This is a genomic window from Ruegeria arenilitoris (genome assembly GCF_013032855.1).
Classification (GTDB): domain Bacteria; phylum Pseudomonadota; class Alphaproteobacteria; order Rhodobacterales; family Rhodobacteraceae; genus Ruegeria; species Ruegeria arenilitoris.
Genome location: NZ_WQDA01000001.1, coordinates 1,156,092 through 1,177,705, shown reverse-complemented (window position 1 = coordinate 1,177,705; position 21,614 = coordinate 1,156,092). Strand labels below are relative to the sequence as shown.

The 21,614-nt window shown below is 63.1% G+C and carries 17 protein-coding genes; 8 read left to right on the top strand and 9 right to left on the bottom strand.

Going from position 1 to position 21,614, the window contains the following annotated elements; all coding sequences use genetic code 11:
- Nucleotides 1–69: 69 nt before the first annotated feature.
- The 5 genes from GOW72_RS05715 to GOW72_RS05695 all read right to left on the bottom strand — a co-directional run bounded on the left by GOW72_RS05715 (nucleotide 70) and on the right by GOW72_RS05695 (nucleotide 5,528).
- Nucleotides 70–1,347, bottom strand: coding sequence for a DUF3422 family protein (locus GOW72_RS05715; protein WP_170365833.1), 1,278 nt, complete (start codon nucleotides 1,345–1,347; stop codon nucleotides 70–72).
- 106 nt (nucleotides 1,348–1,453) lie between these two features.
- Nucleotides 1,454–1,810 (bottom strand): VOC family protein, encoded by a 357-nt coding sequence (locus GOW72_RS05710; RefSeq protein ID WP_149776878.1) that lies wholly within the window; start codon nucleotides 1,808–1,810, stop codon nucleotides 1,454–1,456.
- Nucleotides 1,811–1,908: 98 nt separating this feature from the next.
- Entirely contained in the window at nucleotides 1,909–3,363 is a 1,455-nt protein-coding gene (locus GOW72_RS05705; RefSeq protein WP_170365831.1) for an NAD(P)(+) transhydrogenase (Re/Si-specific) subunit beta, read from the bottom strand.
- Between the two features lie 13 nt (nucleotides 3,364–3,376).
- A complete protein-coding gene (locus GOW72_RS05700; RefSeq protein ID WP_170365829.1) occupies nucleotides 3,377–4,948 on the bottom strand; it encodes a Re/Si-specific NAD(P)(+) transhydrogenase subunit alpha in 1,572 nt (523 codons plus the stop codon).
- Between the two features lie 130 nt (nucleotides 4,949–5,078).
- A complete protein-coding gene (locus GOW72_RS05695; RefSeq protein ID WP_093964875.1) occupies nucleotides 5,079–5,528 on the bottom strand; it encodes a methyltransferase family protein in 450 nt (149 codons plus the stop codon).
- Between the two features lie 198 nt (nucleotides 5,529–5,726).
- Between GOW72_RS05695 and kynU the strand changes: the two genes are divergently transcribed.
- On the top strand, nucleotides 5,727–6,920 hold the full coding sequence (kynU, locus tag GOW72_RS05690; protein ID WP_170365826.1) for a kynureninase: 1,194 nt from the start codon (nucleotides 5,727–5,729) through the stop codon (nucleotides 6,918–6,920).
- On the opposite strand, the gene GOW72_RS05685 is transcribed toward kynU, so the two are convergent.
- A complete protein-coding gene (locus GOW72_RS05685; RefSeq protein WP_170365824.1) occupies nucleotides 6,913–7,491 on the bottom strand; it encodes a TetR/AcrR family transcriptional regulator in 579 nt (192 codons plus the stop codon). The two genes, kynU and GOW72_RS05685, sit on opposite strands and share 8 nt — an antisense overlap.
- 99 nt (nucleotides 7,492–7,590) lie before the next feature.
- Here GOW72_RS05685 and GOW72_RS05680 point away from each other — a divergent pair, with 99 nt between their 5' ends.
- Together GOW72_RS05680 and GOW72_RS05675 are read left to right on the top strand one after the other, a co-directional pair.
- Nucleotides 7,591–8,055 carry a (2Fe-2S)-binding protein gene (locus tag GOW72_RS05680; RefSeq protein ID WP_170365822.1) on the top strand — a complete coding sequence of 155 codons (465 nt, stop codon included), beginning with the start codon at nucleotides 7,591–7,593 and terminating at the stop codon, nucleotides 8,053–8,055.
- A gap of 3 nt (nucleotides 8,056–8,058) precedes the next feature.
- Complete coding sequence (locus GOW72_RS05675; protein WP_170365820.1) at nucleotides 8,059–10,299, top strand: xanthine dehydrogenase family protein molybdopterin-binding subunit; 2,241 nt, start codon at nucleotides 8,059–8,061, stop codon at nucleotides 10,297–10,299.
- Between the two features lie 64 nt (nucleotides 10,300–10,363).
- Here the strand turns inward: GOW72_RS05675 and GOW72_RS05670 are convergent, their stop codons facing one another.
- From GOW72_RS05670 to GOW72_RS05660, 3 genes are all read right to left on the bottom strand, one after another.
- Nucleotides 10,364–11,143 (bottom strand): gamma-glutamyl-gamma-aminobutyrate hydrolase family protein, encoded by a 780-nt coding sequence (locus GOW72_RS05670; protein WP_170340336.1) that lies wholly within the window; start codon nucleotides 11,141–11,143, stop codon nucleotides 10,364–10,366.
- A gap of 188 nt (nucleotides 11,144–11,331) precedes the next feature.
- Entirely contained in the window at nucleotides 11,332–11,757 is a 426-nt protein-coding gene (locus tag GOW72_RS05665; protein ID WP_093964871.1) for a GlcG/HbpS family heme-binding protein, read from the bottom strand.
- A 36-nt stretch (nucleotides 11,758–11,793) separates the two neighbouring features.
- Nucleotides 11,794–13,929, bottom strand: coding sequence for a malate synthase G (locus tag GOW72_RS05660; RefSeq protein ID WP_170365816.1), 2,136 nt, complete (start codon nucleotides 13,927–13,929; stop codon nucleotides 11,794–11,796).
- A 215-nt stretch (nucleotides 13,930–14,144) separates the two neighbouring features.
- Between GOW72_RS05660 and pepN the strand changes: the two genes are divergently transcribed.
- The 5 genes from pepN to pepT all read left to right on the top strand — a co-directional run bounded on the left by pepN (nucleotide 14,145) and on the right by pepT (nucleotide 21,517).
- Nucleotides 14,145–16,697, top strand: a complete 2,553-nt coding sequence (pepN, locus tag GOW72_RS05655; protein WP_170365812.1) for an aminopeptidase N — start codon at nucleotides 14,145–14,147, stop codon at nucleotides 16,695–16,697.
- Nucleotides 16,694–17,137, top strand: coding sequence for a hypothetical protein (locus GOW72_RS05650; RefSeq protein ID WP_170340328.1), 444 nt, complete (start codon nucleotides 16,694–16,696; stop codon nucleotides 17,135–17,137). Before pepN ends, GOW72_RS05650 begins: the two co-directional genes overlap by 4 nt.
- Before the next feature lie 196 nt (nucleotides 17,138–17,333).
- Nucleotides 17,334–18,527 (top strand): hypothetical protein, encoded by a 1,194-nt coding sequence (locus tag GOW72_RS05645; RefSeq protein WP_342355350.1) that lies wholly within the window; start codon nucleotides 17,334–17,336, stop codon nucleotides 18,525–18,527.
- A gap of 90 nt (nucleotides 18,528–18,617) precedes the next feature.
- Nucleotides 18,618–20,129, top strand: a complete 1,512-nt coding sequence (gene gatB / locus GOW72_RS05640; protein ID WP_170365804.1) for an Asp-tRNA(Asn)/Glu-tRNA(Gln) amidotransferase subunit GatB — start codon at nucleotides 18,618–18,620, stop codon at nucleotides 20,127–20,129.
- A 149-nt stretch (nucleotides 20,130–20,278) separates the two neighbouring features.
- Nucleotides 20,279–21,517 carry a peptidase T gene (pepT, locus tag GOW72_RS05635; protein WP_170365801.1) on the top strand — a complete coding sequence of 413 codons (1,239 nt, stop codon included), beginning with the start codon at nucleotides 20,279–20,281 and terminating at the stop codon, nucleotides 21,515–21,517.
- The last annotated feature ends 97 nt before the right edge of the window (nucleotides 21,518–21,614 follow it).

Here is a 21,614-nt window from a genome sequence, read left to right as displayed (position 1 = left end):
GAAACCTGCCCCGCCCGCGAAATATCTGCCTCGCAGCAATACAGGCCGCGCGCTGGTTGGCAAGCCGCGCTATTCCAGCTTGCGGCGAATGCGGCGCACGGCCAGCCAGACAAGCGCCACTACAGGCAGCGTCACGCCCGCGGTCAGCATCCCCTTGCTGATCCCCGCATTGGTCAACGGGTACAGCAGGTAACTGACCAGCGACACGGCATAGTAGCTGATAGCGACCACCGACAGACCTTCGACCGTGTGCTGCAATCGCAGCGCCAGATCCGCCCGGCGGTCCATGCTCTCCAACAAGGCTTGGTTCTGCGCGCTGCGCTCGACATCGACGCGCGTCCGCAGCAGGTCGCCGGCCCGGATGGCCCGGTCCGAAAGCGCCTGCAGCCGCCGTTCGGTTGCCTTGACCGTGCGCATGGCCGGGTCATAGCGGCGCATCATGAAATCGGCGAATGTCTGACGCCCGTGGAAGCGATCCTCGCGCAGCGCCTCGATCCGCTGGTGCACGATGGCCTCATAGGCCCCCGTCGCGGCAAAGCGAAAGGCCGAACGCGCCGACAGCGTCTCGAGCTCGGTCGAGGTGGCCAGCAATTGCGGCAGCAGATCGTCGGGATGGGTCGTGTCCTTGGTCATCTCGCCCATCAACTGGGTCAGTTGCCGGTCCAACTCGCCGATCTGGGGCATCAGGGCCTTGACCCGGGCAAAGCCCAACATGGACATCGCCTTGTAGGTCTCGATCTCGCACAAGCGCTGGATGATCCGGCCGGTGCGCCTGCGCCCGGTGCCCTCGGACACGAACAGGGCAAACCGCATGTGGCCTGCCGGGTCGATGCGAAAATCGCTGGCGCAGATCGCCGAGTCGTCCAGCACCCGCGACACCGCCAGGCTTTCCGGCTCGAACCAATCCGCCAGCGCGGCTTGCGTGGCCCCGTCATCCGGGCGCGACACCACACGCAGCATGATCGAGGTCACGCGCTGGCCCGGACTGGTCATCAGCCAGTCGGGGGGGAAAACCTCGAAATCGGCGGGGTTGAAGGCTCGCTCGCTGACATTCTGAGTGATGGCCGTATAGGTCACGAATTCCGTGTGGTGCTCCCACTTCAACCAATGCCGCCCGATCTGGCCGGCATAGTGGGTGGCATCGGGCTGCGGATGCTGTGCCCCGTGGCGGTCCAACAGGTTGATCAGGTGGGCCATATCTTCGGCTCGGTCGCGGGCCACCGCGGCGACCGGGTTTTTGATCGCAAGGAAGACAACCGTGCACGGCGCCTGCGCCACGGGGAACGGCCGCGCGTGCAATTCATTGGCCAACGCATAGCGCAGCGGATGATCCTCGATTGGCGTCATGAACGGCTCCTTGTGTTGCGGGCACTATACGACACCGGAGGATTTCATCAATTATCTTTTTATTTCATATACTTACATGGATACCGCGGTATACAAGCCGGCTATCTCATTGATTTGGCTGCCAGAGCTCGATGGGATTGCCCTCGGGGTCGTGCAAGCGGGCGAATTTTCCGATCTCGCTGTTCCATTCGTCACGGGTCTCCACCTCGATTCCAGCCGCACGAAGCTGGTCGACCATGGCCGCCAGATCGTCGACGCGAAAGTTGATCATCCATTGTTGCGCGGCATCACCGAAATAGTCCGTATCCGCAGCGAAAGGGGCAAACACGGTGTAGCCTTCGCGCTGCTTCCACGGGACCGGGTCATAGTGATTGACGCCCAGATGGGTCTCGTACCATTGCGAAAGAGCCTTTGGATCTCGGGCGCGGAAGAACACGCCGCCGATGCCGTTTACCTTCTGCATGGAACACCTCCTGCCGATTGGGGTTGGTACGGCATCATACCCTGAAACGAAAAAAGGCGCCCGCGATGGGCGCCCTTCCCAAGGATATGAGCCACAGATCAGTCGATCATTGGCAGCAGCTTGTCCAGCGACTGCTTGGCGTCGCCATAGAACATACGTGTGTTTTCCTTGTAGAACAGCGGGTTTTCGATGCCCGAATACCCGGTGCCCTGCCCGCGTTTCGAGACGATCACCTGCTTGGCCTTCCAGCATTCCAGAACCGGCATCCCGGCAATGGGGCTGTTCGGGTCTTCCTGCGCCGCAGGGTTCACGATGTCGTTCGAGCCAATGACGATCGCGACATCCGTTTCCGGGAAGTCGTCGTTGATCTCGTCCATTTCCAGCACGATGTCGTAGGGCACCTTGGCCTCCGCCAGCAGCACGTTCATGTGGCCCGGAAGACGGCCCGCGACGGGGTGGATGGCAAAGCGCACATTCTTGCCCTTGGCGCGCAGCTTGCGGACCAGTTCGCTGACCGATTGCTGCGCCTGCGCCACTGCCATTCCGTAGCCGGGGATGATGATGACGCTGTCGGCATCGTTCAACGCTGCTGCAACACCGTCGGCGTCGATCGCCACCTGTTCGCCTTCGACCTCCATCTGGGGCCCCGAAGTGCCGCCAAAGCCGCCCAGGATCACGCTGACAAAGTGACGGTTCATCGCCTTGCACATGATGTAGGACAGGATCGCACCCGACGAGCCGACCAGCGCACCGACGACGATCAGCAGGTCGTTGCCCAGCGAGAAACCAATCGCGGCCGCGGCCCAGCCCGAGTAGCTGTTCAGCATAGACACAACGACCGGCATGTCGGCACCGCCGATGCCCATGATCAAGTGATAACCGATGAACAGCGCCGCGAGGGTCATCAGGAACAGCGGGAAGAAGCCACCCGAAGCGGTGTACCAGATCAGACAGATCAGCGAGAGGCCAGCCGCCGCCGCGTTCAGCGCATGCCCGCCCGGCAGCTTGGTGGCCGCCGAGGTGACCTTGCCGGCCAGTTTTCCATAGGCCACGACCGAACCGGTAAAGGTGATCGCACCGATGAAGATCCCCAGGAACAGCTCGACATGCAGAATGGCCAGCTCGGCCGGGGTTTTCTTGGCGATCAGTTTCGCGAAGGCGCCCAGATCCGACAGGTCGGCATCCTTGGCCGCGTCAACGATCGCAAAGGCTTCGGCGACATTCTTGATCTCGAAATGGGCGTTGTACCCGACGAAAACCGCCGCCAGACCCACCAGCGAATGCATGGCTGCCACAAGCTGCGGCATCTCGGTCATCTGGACGCGCTGCGCCACGTATTGACCGATCAGACCGCCGCCGATGATCAGCAGCAGCGACAGCAGCCACAGGCCCGATCCGGGGCCGACCAGCGTGGCAAAAACCGCCAGCGCCATTCCAACGATGCCGTACCAGACCGCGCGCTTGGCGCTTTCCTGGTTCGACAGGCCGCCGAGCGAAAGGATGAACAGAACAGCCGCAACGACATAGGCGGCAGTGGTGAAGCCAAATTCCATGTGCCCGGCCTCCTTAAGATTTCTGGAACATGGCGAGCATGCGCCGGGTTACGAGGAAACCGCCGAAGATGTTGATCCCGGCCATGAAGATCGACAGCGCCGCCAGCAGAATGACGAGGAAAGACCCCGACCCGATTTGCATCAACGCGCCCACGATGATGATCGAGGAAATCGCGTTGGTGATCGCCATCAACGGTGTGTGCAGACTGTGGCTGACGTTCCAGATCACCTGGAAGCCCACGAAAACGGCCAGCACGAAGACGATGAAATGCTGCATGAAGCTGGCAGGAGCCACCAGCCCGACCAGCAGCATCAGCGCACCGCCCACGCCCAGCAGGGTGACCTGTTGCTTGGTCTGCGCCTTGAAGGCAGCGATCTCTTGCGCGCGCTTTTCTTCGGGCGTCAGTTCCTTGACCTCGCCTTTGGGTTTGGCCGCGATGGCCTGCACCTTGGGCGGTGGCGGTGGGAAGGTGATCTCACCTTCGTAGGTGACGGTCGCGCCACGGATCACGTCATCTTCCATGTTGTGATTGATCTGACCGTCCTTGTCGGGGGTCAGGTCAGTCATCATGTGACGGATGTTGGTCGCGTAAAGCGACGAGGACTGAGCCGCCATCCGGCTGGGGAAGTCGGTATAGCCGATGATGGTCACGCCATTGTCGGTCACGACCTTTTCATCCGGCACGGTGCCTTCGACATTGCCTCCACGCTCGGCAGCAAGGTCCACAATGACCGAGCCGGGCTTCATCGCCTTGACCATATCCTCAAGCCACAGCTTGGGGGCCGGGCGGTTGGGGATCAGGGCCGTAGTGATGACGATATCCATCTCGGGCGCAAGTTCGCGGAACTTGGCCAGCTGAGCATTTCGGAACTCCTCGGACTGAACCGAAGCATACCCACCGGTGGCCGAGCCATCCTGCTGTTCTTCTTCAAAGTCCAGATAGACGAATTCGGCGCCCATCGACTCGACCTGTTCAGCGACCTCGGGGCGCACATCGAACGCATAGGTGATCGCGCCAAGCGACGTCGACGTCCCGATGGCGGCCAGACCGGCCACGCCGGCACCAACGATCAGAACCTTGGCCGGCGGCACCTTGCCCGCGGCCGTCACCTGGCCGGTGAAGAAGCGGCCAAAGTTGTTGCCCGCCTCAATCACCGCACGGTACCCGGCGATGTTGGCCATCGATGACAAAGCGTCCATCTTCTGCGCGCGGCTGATGCGGGGCACCATTTCCATCGCGATGACATTGGCGCCCTTGGCTTTCGCCAATTCCATCCCTTCTTCGTTCCCGGCCGGGTTGAAGAACGAGATCAGCGTCTTGCCCTTGGTCAGACGTTTCATTTCGGTCTCGGTGGGCACGCGCACCTTGGCGATGATGTCCGACGATTTCCACAAAGAGGCTGCTGTCTTGACGATTTCAACGCCGACGGCCTCGTAAGCCTCGTCCGAGAAGCCGGCGGCAGCACCAGCCCCCTTCTCGATGGCGCATTCGTAGCCCAATTTCTGCAGCTGCACGGCTGACTCCGGAGTCATCGCGACCCGGTTCTCGCCTTTCAGTATTTCCTTTGGCGTGCCTATTTTCACCGGCAAGTCCCCCTAATTTTCACTCTGACCGAGCGGGTGGTCGGTATTGTTTGTTAAGCAAAGATCTATCCTGCGCAACATTATTTCGCAAGCGCAGCATTCATTACGTTGTGTCACGGGTCGGCGCATTTCAGATCCACCGACGGGTTTTGCGTTCGTAACGCGCGAAATCCGCACGGAAGGTGCGGCGCAGGCGGTCCTCTTCGGGCAGGATGAACCGCCGTTCCAATACCCAGACGAACACAGGAACCAACACCAGCGACAACACGGCATCGAAGCGCAGGATCAACCCGGCAAGGATCAGGACATCGCCCAGATAGATCGGATTGCGGCTGCGTTTGTAGATGCCCGACTGCACCATTGCGGTGGGTGTTTCATGCGGAATGACCGTCGTACGGTGACGGCGGAATTCTACGATGGCCAGAACCGCCAGCAGGATACCCCCACCAATCAGCAACCCGCTTAGCAGGTCGGTCAACCCGCCTTCCAGCGACAGGCCGAGCGACAGATAACGGCCCTGCAACCAGGCCAACACCGCGAAGCCCAAAAGCCACAGTGGCGGTACGTCGATACGGCGCATGAGCATCCCTTTTGAACGACGACATGCACCGACACATGTCGCTTCCGGGCCAAGTCCTACCGCTTTCAGACCCCGATGGCAAAGCATCTTGGCCTTGCGGTCGAATATTGTGCACCCGGGCCACAAACAGGCGGGCGTGGACAGCCCGGCACCGATCCGATACCCCGGGTCGGACACAAGAAAACACCGGGATTTATCATGACCGACTTCGCCGCCACCAAAGCCATGTTCCACCTGCCGGAAGGAGTTCTGTATCTGGACGGCAACTCGCTGGGCCCTTTGCCCAAGGCGGCGGCCGCAAAGGTCCAGAAGATGCTGACTGAGGAATGGGGCCAGATGCTGATCACCGGGTGGAACAAGGCCGGGTGGATGGGCATGCCGACCGACCTGGGCGATCGGATCGGCCGCCTGATCGGCGCCGCGCCCGGTACGGTCGTGGTCGGCGACACGCTGTCGATCAAGGTCTTTCAGGCGGTTGCCTCGGCGTTGGAGCTGAACCCGGGGCGCAAGGTGGTCCTGTCGGACAATGGCAACTTCCCTTCCGATCTCTACATGGCTGACGGGCTGCTGCGCTCGCTGGGCGAGGAGTACGAGCTTCGGGTCGTGGACCCCGAGGCCGTGGCTGAGCACATCACCGACGAGGTCGCCGTGCTGATGCTGACCGAGGTCGACTATCGCACCGGCCGCAGACATGACATGAAGGCGCTGACCGATTTGGCCCATGCGCGCGGCGTCATCACGGTGTGGGATCTGGCCCACTCTGCCGGGGCCATCCCGGTGGACCTTGCCGGGTGCAACGCCGATTTCGCGGTGGGGTGCACCTACAAATACCTCAACGGCGGCCCGGGCGCCCCGGCCTTCATCTATGTCGCGCCGAAATGGTCCGACACCGCGCGCCCGGCCCTGTCGGGATGGCTAGGGCACGAGGCCCCCTTTGCCTTCGACCTGGACTATCGCCCCGGCGCAGGCATCGAGCGCATGCGCGTCGGCACGCCACCGGTGATCCAGATGACCGCGCTGGCCGCAGCGATGGATATCTGGGACATGGCCGACATGGATGATGTGCGCGCCAAGTCCATCGCCCTGACCGAACAGTTCATCCAGCAGGTCGAGGCGACCTGCCCCGATCTGGAACTGGCCAGCCCCCGCGACCCTGTATTGCGCGGCAGCCAGGTTTCGTTCCGGTTTGCCGACGGGTACGCGGCGATGCAGGCCCTGATCGCCCGCGGCGTGATCGGGGATTTCCGCGCGCCCGACATTATGCGGTTCGGCTTCACGCCGCTATATATCGACGAAGGCGACGTGACGCGCGCCGTCGAGATACTGACCGACATCATGCAGAACCGTTTGTGGAACAAACCAGAATTCAAGATCCGGCAGCGGGTTACCTGACCTCAAGCCCCGCGCCGATCAGCGCGGTCAGCTGGGCGATGCGCTGCTCGAACTCCTCGGCGTTCGAGGCGGTCATCTTGATCCCCTTCAGCGCGGCAGTGATTGTCCGCGCGGTCTCGGCCGGACCGTCCGGCAAGCGCACGCGACCGGCCGCCAGTTCGCGCTTTAGCCATTCGGCGTAGAGGTCCGCCAGCGCCGCCTCGCCCTCGGCCACGATGTCGGCGGCTGTGGACTTGCTGGTATCCAGCATCTCAAGCCCATGTGGCGAGGCCAGAATGGCCGCCATCCCGGCGATTTGCGCGTCAATCGCCCGCGCCAGGATCTCGGACACCGTTCCGTCGCCCTGCAGCGCCTGCGCCACCGCTGCGATCTTTTCGGCGTAATGCGCCTGTGTCAGGCTGCGAACGATGGCCTCTTTGTTCTTGTAATGCAGATAGACCGCTGGACGGGACATGCCCGCGCCACGCGCTATGTCATCCATCGAGGTCTTGCGGAACCCATAGGCGGAAAAGGCCTGAAACGCCGAAGTCAGGATCGCCTTTGCCCGTGTATCATCCAGTTTTTCCGCCATGAATTGACCTCTGACAGTTTCGCGCGAAATTGTCAATTGACGCACTGACATTTTTCATCAATTATGTCAGAAACCAGCCACAGCCAAAAGAGGTACGCCATGGCGACCACGCTGACGATCAACGGAAAGCCACATCAGGTCGATCTGCCCGACGATGTCCCCCTTCTGTGGGTGCTGCGCGACGAGGTGGGCCTGACCGGAACCAAGTTCGGCTGCGGTGTGGCCGCCTGCGGAGCCTGCACGGTGCAGGTCGACGGCGAGGCCGTCCGCTCGTGCCAGGTTGCCCTGTCCGATGTCTGGGGCGAGGTCACCACGATCGAAGGGTTGGGGACGCCCGACAACTTGGCCACGATCCAGCAGGCCTGGGTCGACCATCAGGTCGCGCAATGCGGCTATTGCCAGTCGGGGCAGATCATGCAGGCCGCCGCGCTGCTGGCCGAAAACCCTGCCCCCTCTGACGAAGAAATCGACGAGGCGATGCAGGGCAACCTGTGCCGCTGCGGCACCTACCCCCGCATCCGCGCCGCGATCCACGACGCCGCCGCCAAGCTGAAGGAGGCCTGATCCATGGCCAGCATCGGAAAAATCCTGCGCCGCACCTTCCTGATCGGATCAGCCGCCATCGTCGGTGGCGTGGCTTTCGGCGTCTATTACGTCAACCGCCCCGCCAAGAACCCGCTGAAACCGGGCGACGGCGAAGCGGCCCTGAACCCCTTCATCCTGATCGACCAGAACGGCGTGACCCTGTTTGCGCCCCGCGCCGAGATGGGCCAGGGCGTGAAAACCACCTGGGCCGCCCTGATTGCCGAGGAACTGGACGTGGATCTGGATCAGGTCACCGTTCTGCACGGACCAGCGGCGGCGGCCTATTACAACTCGGCCCTGATCGGCGAGAGCCTGCCCAACAAGGGCTATGACGTCTCGAACTTCCAGCACAATCTGGGCGAGGCCCTGGGCGTGATCGGCAAGGCGCTCAGCCTGCAGGTCACCGGCGGCTCGACCTCGATGAAGGACGGGTTCGAGCGAATGCGCGCGGCTGGTGCCTCCGCCCGCGAGACGCTGAAACAGGCCGCCGCCGACCGACTGGGGGTGGATCGGGCTCAGTTGAAGACCGCTTCGGGTCACGTCATCGCGCCTGATGGAAGCAAAATCGCCTATACCGAGCTGGCCGCCGATGTGTCGCAGATGGAACCCGTCGAAGCTCCGCTGCGCGACCCGTCCGAGTGGCGCTATCTGGGCCGGACCCTGCCGCGTTTGGACATGGTGGAAAAGGCCACCGGCACCGCCCAGTTCGGCGTTGACGTGCGCTTGCCCGGCATGAAATTCGCCAGCGTCCGGATGAACCCCAGGCTGGGCGGCCAGATGAACGGCTTTGACGACAGCGCCGCCAAGGCAATGCCGGGTGTCGAAAAGGTTGTCGATCTGGGCAACGGTGTTGCGGTGATCGCCACCAACACCTGGCTTGCCAACCAGGCGGTCGAGGCCATCGACGTCGATTGGGGCGAGGCCCCCTATCCGCCCGAAACCGACGCCATCTTTGCCGAGATCGCCAAGGCCTTCGACGCGGATCCGAACTCGACCATGCGCGATGACGGCGATATCAGCATCGTTCCCGAAGGCGCGACCGTGATCGACGCTGAATACACTGTCCCCTACCTGGCCCACGCCACGATGGAACCGATGAACGCCACCGCGCTGTTCACCGGCGACGCCTTGGAACTGTGGTGCGGCAACCAGGCCCCCACGCTGATCCAGTTCCGCGTTGCCAACACGGCCGGTTTGGACACCGAAGCCGTCCAAATCCACACCACCTATCTGGGCGGCGGGTTTGGTCGCCGCGGAGAGCTGGATTTCGGCGACATAGCCACCAAAGTGGCCATGGCGATGCCCGGCACTCCGGTCCAGACCACCTGGAGCCGCGAAGAAGATATGCGTCACGACTACTACCGCCCCGGTGCGATGGCGCGGATGCGCGGAGCGGTTCAGGATGGCAAAGCAGTGCTCATCGATGGTGCGGTCGCCGCGCAGTCCTGCACGCAGCAAGCCGTTGAGCGCTATACCGGAATGCCCGGCGCTGGCCCGGACAAGGTTCTGGTCGAAGGGTTCTTCAACCAGCCCTACGCGGTGCCCAACTATCGCATGAGCGGCCATATCGCCGACCTGAAGATCCCGGTGGGTTTCTGGCGCTCGGTCGGCAACAGCCACAACGGTTTCTTCCACGAGACCTTCATCGACGAGATGGCCCATGCCGCCGGACGCGACCCGCTGGAGTTCCGGCTGGAGCTGATGCGCGATGAACACGCGCCGTCGGCCGGGTCCCTCGAGGCGGTGCGCGACATGTCCGGCTGGACGGGCAAGACCCCCGATGGTGTGGGCCGCGGCGTGGCCCTGACTTACAGCTTCGGCACCCCTGTCGCGCAGGTGATCGAGGTGGTCGACGAAGACGGCACCATCCGCATCAGCAAGGCTTGGATTGCCTGCGACATGGGGCTGGCGCTGGACCCTGAAAACGTCAAGGCGCAGATGTTCGGCGGCATGATGTATGGCCTGTCGGCGGCTTGTTACGGCGAGATCACCTTTGCCGATGGCGAGGTCGAACAGTACAACTTCCCCGACTATGATGCGCTGCGCATGCACACCGCGCCGCAGGTCGAGGTTCAGGTGCTGGAAACCAACCGCTTCATGGGGGGCGCGGGTGAACCCGGCACGCCGCCCTCGATGCCGGCGCTGGGCAACGCGCTGTTCGATCTGACCGGCCAGCGCGCCCGGACTCTGCCGCTCAACAAACAGTTCAACCTGCTGGTGTGAAACGAAAAAAGACCGGCGCGGTGATTGCCGCGCCGGTCTTTTGAAGAAATCCGAGAGCCGATTGTCAGGCCGATTGCCGCACCGGCGTCGGCATTGCACTTGCCGACCAAGCCCGCACCGCGTCGCCGAAAGCCTGAAACAGAGGCCGCGACACCGGGTCATTCGCGGCATCCCATTCCGGGTGCCATTGCACCGACAGGGTGAACCCGGGCGCATCCTGGATATAGATCGCCTCAGGCGTACCATCCGGCGCGTGGCCGTCGATCACCACGCCCTTGCCCACCGTCTTGATGCCCTGCCCGTGCAGCGTATTGGTCATCACCTCACTGGCACCGAACAGGCGGTGGAACACCCCGCCCTCGGTCAGCTTGACCACATGGCGCAGGGCGAATTTCTCTTCCAGCGTGCCATCGGGCGGCATGCGGTGGTTCATCCGGCCGGGCAGATCGCGGATTTCCGGGTACAGAGTGCCGCCCATGGCCACGTTGACCTCCTGGAAGCCCCGGCAGATGCCCAGAAAGGGCTGGCCGCGTTCCACGCAGGCCCGTACCAGCGGCAGGGTGATCGCATCGCGCGCCCGGTCGAATTCGCCATGTGCGTCAGTTGCCGACTCGCCGTATTCCTCGGGGTGAACGTTGGGGCGGCCACCGGTCAGCAAGAACCCGTCGCACACCTCAAGCAACTCGGTCACGTCGACATAGCGCGGATCGGCCGGGATCAGCAGCGGCAGACAGTTCGAGACATTCGCGACCGCGTCCGAATTCATCGTCCCCCCGGCATGGGTGGGGTACTGGTCGTTCATCAGATACGAATTGCCGATGATGCCAACGACGGGTCGGGACATTGTGCTACCTTGCTGTTTTACTTGAACTGGTCGGAAATTATCCGCCCCTTCAATAACGTGCAAGAAAACACGCCCTGCACCATGGCGCAAGGACGTGTTCAGAAACGCACATATTGTTCCCGATTTCCGCAGAGCGCTGGAACGATTTACCGAACGAGGCGGCCTCGGCGGAACGGCGCTTGTGCAGATCAGGTCTCGCCAGTCAGCCCGGCGGCCTCGATCCCGGCCATGGCGGCAGCGGCATCGTTGTCCGAGGTGTCGCCGGTTACCCCGACGGCCCCGATCACCGCGCCCTTGCGGTCGCGCAGCAGTACGCCGCCCGGAACCGGAACGACCTGCCCGCCATAGACCCCGTTCACCGCGGCCATGAAATAGGCCTGCGCCTCGGCCCGCTGCATCTGGGCGGTGCCTGCCATGCCCAGCATGACCGATCCATAGGCCTTGCCATGGGCAATCGCGAACCGGCCCGGGGCCGCGCCGTCCTCGCGCTCGAAGGCGATGACATGGCCGCCGGCGTCCAGAACCACCACCGACAGGGGTTTCAGGTCCATCTCGCGCCCTTTCTCAAGGGTTTTGCGAATGATGGTGCGGGCCTTTCTAAGTGAAACCGACATGATCTTGTCCTCTGTCTGCGGTGGTCTGCCCCGGTTCTAGCCCTGACGAGCCTTCAGTTCCAGCCGTCGCGCATGCAGGACCGGCTCGGTATAGCCCGAGGGCTGCACCCGCCCCTTGAACACCAGATCGCAGGCGGCCTGGAAGGCGATGCCGTCGAACCCCGGCGCCATGGGCCGATAGGCCGGGTCGTCCGCGTTCTGGCGGTCGACAACGGCGGCCATCTTCTTCATTGCGGCCATAACCTGATCAGCGCCGATCACGTCGTGATGCAGCCAGTTGGCCAGCGCCTGGCTAGAAATCCGGCAGGTGGCGCGATCCTCCATCAGACCCACGTCGTTGATATCGGGCACCTTCGAGCAGCCGACACCCTGATCGACCCAGCGCACGACATAGCCCAAGATGCCCTGCGCGTTGTTCTCGATCTCGCGGGTGATTTCATCGTCGCTGAGGTTGCGGCCGCCCAGCAGCGGGATGGTCAGCAGATCGTCGAGCGTGCCGCGCGGGCCTCCGGCGGCGATCTCGTCCTGACGGGCCAGAACGTCTACCGTGTGGTAGTGGGTCGCGTGCAGGGTCGCTGCGGTGGGCGACGGCACCCAGGCGCAGGTCGCACCGGCCATGGGGTGGCCGATCTTGGCCTCGAGCATCTCGCCCATCCGGTCGGGCATGGCCCACATGCCCTTGCCGATCTGCGCCCGGCCTTTCAGTCCGCAGGCCAATCCGATATCGACATTGCGATCCTCGTAGGACTGGATCCACGGCGTGTTCTTCATGTCGCCCTTGGGCAGCATCGGCCCGGCCTCCATCGAGGTATGGATCTCGTCCCCCGTCCGGTCGAGGAACCCGGTATTGATGAAGGCCACGCGCGATTTCGCGGCGCGGATGCACTCCTTGAGGTTCACCGAAGTCCGGCGTTCCTCATCCATGATGCCCAGTTTCACGGTGTTGCGCGGCAGGCCCAGAATATACTCGACCATGTCGAAGATTTTGACCGAGAACGCCACCTCTTCGGGTCCGTGCATCTTGGGCTTGACCACGTAGACCGAACCGTGGACCGAGTTGCCGCCATCGCGCTGCAGGTCGTGCATCGCGATCAGCGTGGTGCACAGCGCGTCCATCAGCCCCTCACCGATCTCGTTGCCCTCGGCGTCCAGCACGGCGGGGTTGGTCATCAGGTGGCCCACATTGCGCACCAGCATCAGCGACCGGCCCTTCAGGCTGCCGGCCGATCCGTCGGGCCGGGTAAAGGCGATGTCCTCGGACAGTTTGCGGGTAAAGGTCCGGCCGCCCTTCGTGACCTCTTCGGTCAGATCGCCCTTCATCAGGCCCAGCCAGTTGCCGTAGGCCACGACCTTGTCCTCGGCATCGACACAGGCCACCGAATCTTCGCAGTCCATGATGGTGGACAGGGCCGATTCCAGGCGCACGTCGGAGATGCCCACCGGGTCCGAGGCGCCGATGGTGCTGGACGGATCGATCATGATCTGGATGTGCAGGCCGTTGTTCTTCAGCAGCACGAAGTCCGGGGCCTCGGCCGCACCGCCGAAGCCCACGAATTTCCCGAGTTCGGCCAGCGCCGGGACCAATGCGCCGCCTTCGACCTTCAGACCGGACACATCGGCCCAGCTGCCTTGGGCCAGCGGTGCGGCCTCGTCCAGAAACGCCATGGCCCAGGCGATGACCCGCGCACCTCGGGCCGCGTCATAGCCGCCCCCCTGCGGCAGGTCGCCCATCGCGTCGGTGCCATACAGCGCGTCATACAGGCTGCCCCAACGGGCATTGGCCGCGTTCAGAGCAAAACGCGCATTGGTGATCGGCACCACCAGTTGCGGGCCGGGCGTCGCGGCGATCTCGGGGTCGACATTCGCCGTGTCGATCTGGAAATCGGGGCCTTCATCCAGCAGATAACCGATTTCGCGCAGGAACGCCTGATACTCGGTCATGTCGATGGGCTGCCCCTTGCGCGCAAGGTGCCACGCGTCGACACTGCCCTGGATATCCGAACGCTTTTGCAGCAAGGCGCGGTTTTTTGGGCCAAACTCGGACACCATCCGCGAAAGACCGGCCCAGAATGCATCGGGCTCAACGCCCGTTCCGGGAAGCGCGCGTTCCTCGATGAAATCGATCAGAACCTGATCTACGTCCAATCCGCTCCGGATAGCTCTGCCGTTCATGACTCGAATCTCCTGCCCATCGTGTGCCGTTGTATGCAGTCTTCAATTAGGGGCATTGTTTCCGATAGGCAACTTGCCGCTGCATCAATCCGTCTTTCCATTCCGGCTGAAACAGCTTCAAACCGTACAAGGGAATGCCGCCCTGACCCGCCTGCTTGCAGCGCCACGGCGATCCTCCTAACGTCGCGCGGGAACACACCGACACGAGGCCCCAGATGCGCGACGCCGCCCCCACCACGATCTACCTGTCCGACTATTCGCCCTTCGGTTTTCTGGTCGACAGCGTTCACCTGACCTTCGATCTGGCCCCGCACGCGACGCGCGTGACATCGCGCATCGCGTTCCGGTCCAATCCGCAGGCCACCGACCGCACGTTCTTTTTGCACGGTGAAGAGCTGAAGCTGATCCGCGCCAGCATCGACGGCACCCCGATCACTCCTGACGTCACCGACAAAGGCCTGACCGCCAGCGTCCCCAATGCCCCCTTCGTCTGGGAGGCCGAGGTCGAGATCGACCCCGGCAACAACACCGCGCTCGAAGGGCTTTACATGTCGAACGGCATGTATTGCACCCAGTGCGAGGCCGAGGGGTTCCGCAAGATCACCTTCTATCCCGACCGTCCCGACGTGATGTCCACCTTCACCGTGCGCATCAACGGCGACCTGCCGGTGCTGCTGTCCAACGGCAACCCGACGGGCAAGGGCGAAGGCTGGGCCGAATGGACCGACCCCTGGCCCAAGCCCGCCTATCTGTTCGCTCTGGTCGCCGGTGACCTGCTTGCCCATTCCGACAGTTTCACCACCAAATCGGGGCGGCATGTGGAGCTAAATCTGTGGGTCCGCCCCGGGGACGAGGGCAAATGCGCCTTTGGCATGGAGGCCCTGAAGCGGTCGATGAAATGGGACGAGGATGTCTATGGCCGCGAATACGATCTGGACGTGTTCAACATCGTCGCCGTGGATGATTTCAACATGGGCGCGATGGAGAACAAGGGGCTGAACATCTTCAACTCGTCGGCGGTACTGGCCAGCCCTGAAACCTCGACCGATGCCAATTTCGAACGGATCGAGGCGATCATCGCGCATGAGTATTTCCACAACTGGACCGGCAACCGCATCACCTGCCGCGACTGGTTCCAGCTGTGCCTGAAAGAGGGGCTGACCGTGTTCCGCGACGCACAGTTCACCTCGGACATGCGCTCGGCCGCGGTCAAGCGCATCCATGACGTGATCGACCTGCGCGCGCGCCAGTTCCCCGAGGACAACGGGCCGCTGTCGCACCCCGTGCGCCCCGAAAGCTTTCAAGAGATCAACAACTTCTACACCGCGACCGTCTATGAAAAAGGCGCCGAGGTGATCGGCATGCTGAATACGCTGGTGGGGGACGAGGCCTATTCCAAAGCGCTGGATCTGTATTTCGAACGCCATGACGGGCAGGCCTGCACGATCGAGGACTGGCTGAAAGTGTTCGAGGACACGACCGGCCGCGACCTGACCCAGTTCAAGCGCTGGTACAGCCAGTCTGGCACGCCCCGGGTGAAGGTCGAGGAGGATTGGGCCGACGGCACATATACCCTGACCCTGTCCCAGACCACACCGCCCACGCCCGGCCTGCCCAAAAAGCTGCCGCAGGTGATCCCCGTGGCCGTGGGCCTGCTGGGCCCGAATGGCGACGAGGTGCGCGGCACCGAGGTCCTGGAACTGACCGAAGCGCGCCAGAGCTTCACCTTCGAGGGGCTGGCCGCGCGGCCCGTCGCCTCGATCCTGCGGGGGTTCTCGGCGCCGGTGATCCTTGAACACGACCGCCCAAACGCCGAACGCGCGTTTTTGTTGGCCCATGACACTGATCCGTTCAACCGCTGGGAGGCCGGACGGACGCTGGCGCAGGATACCCTGCTGCGCATGATCACCCAGGACGCGGCCCCCGATGCCGAATACCTGGATGGTCTGCTGGCCGTTCTGCGCGACGCCGATCTGGACCCGGCCTATCGCGCGCTGATGCTGGGCCTGCCGACCCAATCGGAACTGGCCGCCGCGCTGCACGAACAGGGCGAAACGCCCGACCCGATGGCGATCTGGCGCGCGGTCGAGACTCTGCGCCAGGCCACCGCCCAGCACATGCAGGACCTGCTGCCCCGCCTGCACTCCGAGGCGCTGGTCGACGGCCCCTATTCGCCCGATGCCGAACAGGCGGGCAAGCGCGCCCTGGGCAGCGCCGCGCTGGCCCTGACAACCCGGCTGGACGGCGGGGCGATGGCGGCCGAGGTCTATGCCAAGGCCGACAACATGACCCTGCAGCTTAGCGCTTTGTCCTGCCTGCTGCGTGCCGGCAAAGGTCAAGCGGAACTGGCGGCATTCTACGACCAATGGCGCCATGACCGGCTGGTTCTGGACAAATGGTTCGGGCTACAGGCCTCGCTGGCCGCCCCGGACGATGCGCCGCGGATCGCCCGCGCCCTGTCCGAGCATCCGGATTTCAACTGGAAGAACCCCAACCGGTTCCGTGCGCTGATGGGTGGGCTGGCAATGAACCATGCCGGGTTCCACCACGCCAGCGGCGAGGCCTACGCCCTGCTGGCCGACTGGCTGATCCGGTTGGACCCGGTCAACCCGCAGACCACTGCGCGCATGTGCACCGCCTTCCAAACCTGGAAACGCTATGACGCCGACCGCCAGGATCTGATCCGCGCCCAACTGACCCGCATCGCCGAAACCCCGAACCTGTCGCGCGACACGACCGAGATGATCTCGCGCATCCTCGGGGCATGACGGCGCCCGAGGGCTCCGGGTTTCGCTTTACCCGACACAACCGGTCGCCCCGCAGCATCGCCATCCTGGCCGCTGTCTATGCGGGGCTGCTGGCACTTGTGCTGGTTTTCGGCGCGGCCTGGTGGCTGATCGGGTTACTGGCGCTGGGCACCCTGCCCGCGTTGTGGGACGTGCTGCGCGACACCGATGCCGGGCTGAACCTGGACCCGGCCAAACTGAGCTGGCATTCGGGCGCGCGGCAGGGCGAGATCGACCTGACCGAGATCGACTTCTTCCGCTTCGACACGCGCTGGGATTTTTCCGTGCGCGTGTCGATTGTGTTGACCAGCGGCAAGCGGTTGCGCCTGCCGGACGAGTCCCTACCGCCGCACAAACAGCTGGAACAGGCGCTGCAACAAGCCGGCTTCCGGGTTGATCGGCACCATTTCACGGTTTTCTGAAACGATTCACGGAATCCGCGTAGATTGATCCTGTCTGATCCATTGAAGCAGAAAGTTTAATGTTAGAATCCTTGAACTGGTCACAATTCCGGTTCAGAATTCATCGCTAGTTAACAAGTTTGTACAGTTTCGAGTGTTTTCGATGTTCCGGTCGTTCTGGGCAGGTCTTGCCCGTATCAATCCCATATCAACTCACGTGGCTCCGGTTTCGGACGCGGGTTCCCGCTGTCTGGAAGATGTCGGGCGTCTCAATATTCCCGTTGCGGAACTGGGTGCGGCTGACCTGATCGGGCGGGACATGATCGAACGCGGGCGCCATCTTGCTCGGCAGGATCGTTGGGCCGAACTGTCAACCGAGATCCGGGCCGCGGACCAAGCGCGGACAACAGCCCCGGACGGGCTGCCCATCGCCGATCTTCTGGCGTTTGGCGCGCGATCGGATGTTGTCCTGGCCGCCGAACACGCGCTGTCCGACGGCGGTGCGATCGCCGAGTACGACCTGCTTGGCGGTATTTCCGAGCTTGAGGGTGTGAAACAGGATCATCCCGATGATCCGATGATTGCTCTCATCGTCGCTCTGGCCCACATCGATCTGGCATGGGCGTGGCGTGGCACGGCTCTGGACGCGGCGCTACCGCCGCTGCATCGTTCACGCTGTGCTGCACATTTTGACCGGGCTGCAGCCATCCTGCCCGAGTGCCGCAAGGCGCTGCCGGACAGCCCTGTGGTCGCCGCCGCCGACTGTGCCCTGCTGGCTGGTCAGCGCACCCAGCGGGCCCGGGTGGCGGATCAGTACGAACGCCTTATTTCGCTGGATCCGCGAAACCATCGACACATGCGCGCGATGGGCAGCCACCTGCTGCCGCGATGGTTCGGCAGCTATGAAGAGCTTGAGGTGCAGGCCCTGCGCAATGCCGCGAACACGCGCGACACGTGGGGTGCCGGCGGATACACGTGGGTTCAGTTCGACGCAATTGCCTTGGATGAACAAGCCTGCGCGCGGCTGGACGTCGAGTATTTTCTGGAAGGTCTGCGCGACATTGTGCAACGGATGCCGGACCAGCAAACGATCAACCTGCTGGCCTCGTATTGCGCGATCACGGTGCAGAATGGGTTCGGTCTGGACGACAAGGCCGATCTGGTTCGGTCCCAGATCCGGGAGGCCGCTCAATGGCTGATCCGCGATCATTTGACCGAACTGCACCCGCTCATCTGGGCCCACGCGGCCAACGGGTTCAACAACTCGGTCCGCGTCAACTCACCCGAGCGGTTCGCGGCACGCGGACAACGTGACGCCTTGCGCGCCATCGGTGATCTGTTCCGCGAGGAATTGCGCAACGGGACCGACGTGACCTTCACGCCTTCAGGTCTGCAACTGACCAGCCACTGAGAATTGCGTCTCGGCGCCCTTTGCCCCTTGCCCCTTGGCCTTGCCGGGCATAATACCCATGCCTGAACTTCTGCGGAAATGAGGCGCGCCATGCTCGACTTGACCTATGAACTGCCCAAACCCAAGACCATTGCCGGTGCCAAGCACGACTGGGAACTGGTGATCGGGATGGAGGTGCACGCGCAGGTCTCGTCCAATGCCAAGCTGTTCTCGGGGGCATCGACCAAATTCGGGGCCGAGCCGAACTCGAACGTGTCTTTCGTGGATGCGGCCATGCCGGGCATGCTGCCGGTGATCAACGAATTCTGCGTGGAACAGGCAGTGCGCACGGGTCTTGGCCTGAAAGCGCAGATCAACCTGAAATCGGCCTTTGACCGCAAGAACTATTTCTATCCCGACCTGCCACAGGGCTACCAGATTTCCCAGCTCTATCACCCGATCGTGGGCGAAGGCGAAGTTCTGGTGGAACTGGGCGACGGCACCGCGCGCATGGTGCGCATCGAGCGTATCCACATGGAACAGGACGCAGGCAAATCGATCCACGACATGGATCCGAACATGTCCTTCGTCGACCTGAACCGCACCGGCGTTTGCCTGATGGAGATCGTCAGCCGCCCCGACATCCGCGGCCCGGAAGAGGCCGCCGCCTACATCGCCAAGCTGCGCCAGATCATGCGTTACCTTGGCACCTGCGACGGCAACATGCAGAACGGCAATCTGCGGGCCGACGTGAACGTGTCGATCTGCCGTCCGGGCGACTATGAGAAATACATGGAAACGCAGGACTTTTCGCACTTGGGCACGCGTTGCGAGATCAAGAACATGAACTCGATGCGTTTCATCCAGCAGGCCATCGAGGTCGAGGCGCGTCGCCAGATCGCCATCGTCGAGGCCGGCGGCAAGGTCGAGCAGGAGACCCGCCTGTATGACCCCGACAAGGGCGAGACGCGCTCGATGCGGTCCAAGGAAGAGGCGCACGACTATCGCTATTTCCCGGACCCCGACCTGCTGCCGCTTGAGATCGAGCAGGCTTGGGTCGATGACATCGCCGCCAAGCTGCCCGAGCTGCCGGACGAGAAAAAGGCCCGTTTCATCAACGATTTTGGCCTGACTGACTATGACGCCTCGGTGCTGACCGCCGAGGTTGAATCGGCCGTGTACTTCGAAGAGGTCGCCAAGGGTCGCAACGGCAAGCTGGCCGCGAACTGGGTCATCAACGAGCTGTTCGGCCGCCTGAAGAAAGACGACCGCGACATCACCGACTCGCCGGTTTCGCCCGCGCAGCTGGGTGAGATCATCGACCTGATCGCCTCGGACGCCATCTCGGGCAAGATCGCCAAGGACCTGTTCGAGATCGTCTATACCGAAGGCGGCGACCCGGCGCAGATCGTCGAAGAGCGCGGTATGAAGCAGGTGACCGACACCGGCGCCATCGAAGCTGCGCTGGACGAGATCATCGCTGCCAACCCGGCCCAGGTCGAGAAGGCCAAGGTGAACCCGAAGCTGGCCGGCTGGTTCGTCGGGCAGGTGATGAAGGCCACCGGCGGCAAGGCCAACCCCAAGGCGGTCAACCAGTTGGTTGCGCAGAAGCTGGGCCAATAAGGTCTTTCGGTTTGTACAGGCAGGGCAACAGGGTTTGTCCGGCCTGTACAAAGCTTTACCCGGAGTTCTTGACGCTTTCCAGGCCCGAGGCGGCGCTTGACTCGGGCGGCCGGTTGCGGCCTTTGTCTTGGCCAGAGAGGTAAGGTGCCATGCAGAACAGATTTGACCAGGAGCTGGTGGACCGGCTGGTTCGCTATGCGGCCATCGACAGCCAGAGCGACGAAAACTCGCCCACCACCCCCAGCACGGAAATCCAATACGGCATGCTGAACCTGCTGCGGCAGGAGCTGACCGAAATGGGCGCGCAGGATGTGACCATTACGGACTATGGCGTCGTTCTGGCCACCATTCCGGGCACCGCGCCGGGGCCGACCATCGGCTTTCTGGCCCATGTGGACACCGCACCGCAGTTCAACGCGACCGGGGTCAAGCCGCGGGTCATCAAGGGCTACAATGGCGGCGACATCACCTTTCCCGACGATCCGTCGCTGGTGCTGTCCCCAGCCGAGCATCCCTATCTGGCCAGCAAGGTCGGCGACGACCTGATCACCGCCTCGGGCACCACGCTGCTGGGCGGCGACGACAAGGCGGGCGTGTCGATCATCATGACCATGGCCCGGCACCTGCTGGCCGATAGGACGATCGCGCATGGACCGATCCGCATCGCCTTTACCCCCGACGAGGAAATCGGCCGGGGCGTGACCGAGGCGCTTCCCAAGGATCTGGGCGCCGACTTCGCCTATACGCTGGATGGGCAGCAACTGGGCGAGATCGAATACGAGAGCTTCTCGGCCGACCGGGCGGTGATCCGGATCGAGGGCGTTTCCATTCACCCGGGCCTGGCCAAGGACAAGATGGTGAACGCGACCCATCTGGCGGCCAAGATCGTGCAGACGCTGCCGCAAGCCACCATGACCCCCGAAGTCACCGACGGGCGCGAAGGGTTCATCCACGTGACCGATCTGAACGGCGGCTCGTCCGAGATGGAAATCAAGCTGATCCTGCGCGATTTCGAGATGGAGGGGCTGGAAGCCAAGGGCGCGCTGGTGCGCAAGGTCTGCGACGCGGTTCAGGCCAGCGAACCGCGCGCCAAGATCAGCGTCGAGATCAGCCACCAGTACCGCAACATGCGCTATTGGCTGGAAAAGGACATGACACCGGTGGATCTGGCGCGCGAGGCCTGCCGGGACATGGGGATCGATCCGGTCTCGGTTCCGATCCGCGGCGGCACCGACGGGTCGCGCCTGACCGAATTCGGCACCCCCTGCCCCAACATCTTTACCGGGATGCAATGCATCCACGGGCCGCTGGAGTGGATCTCGGTCCAGGACATGGCGGTGGCGACCGAGCTGTGCCTGAAGATCGCCTCAAAGGCGACGCAGGGGTAAAGCAACAGTCGAGGCTGAAATTCGCCGGGGCGCGAAGTTTTCTGTTCCCCGTCCCGGACGGAACGATACATTGCCCGCCAACACCAGTTCAGGAACC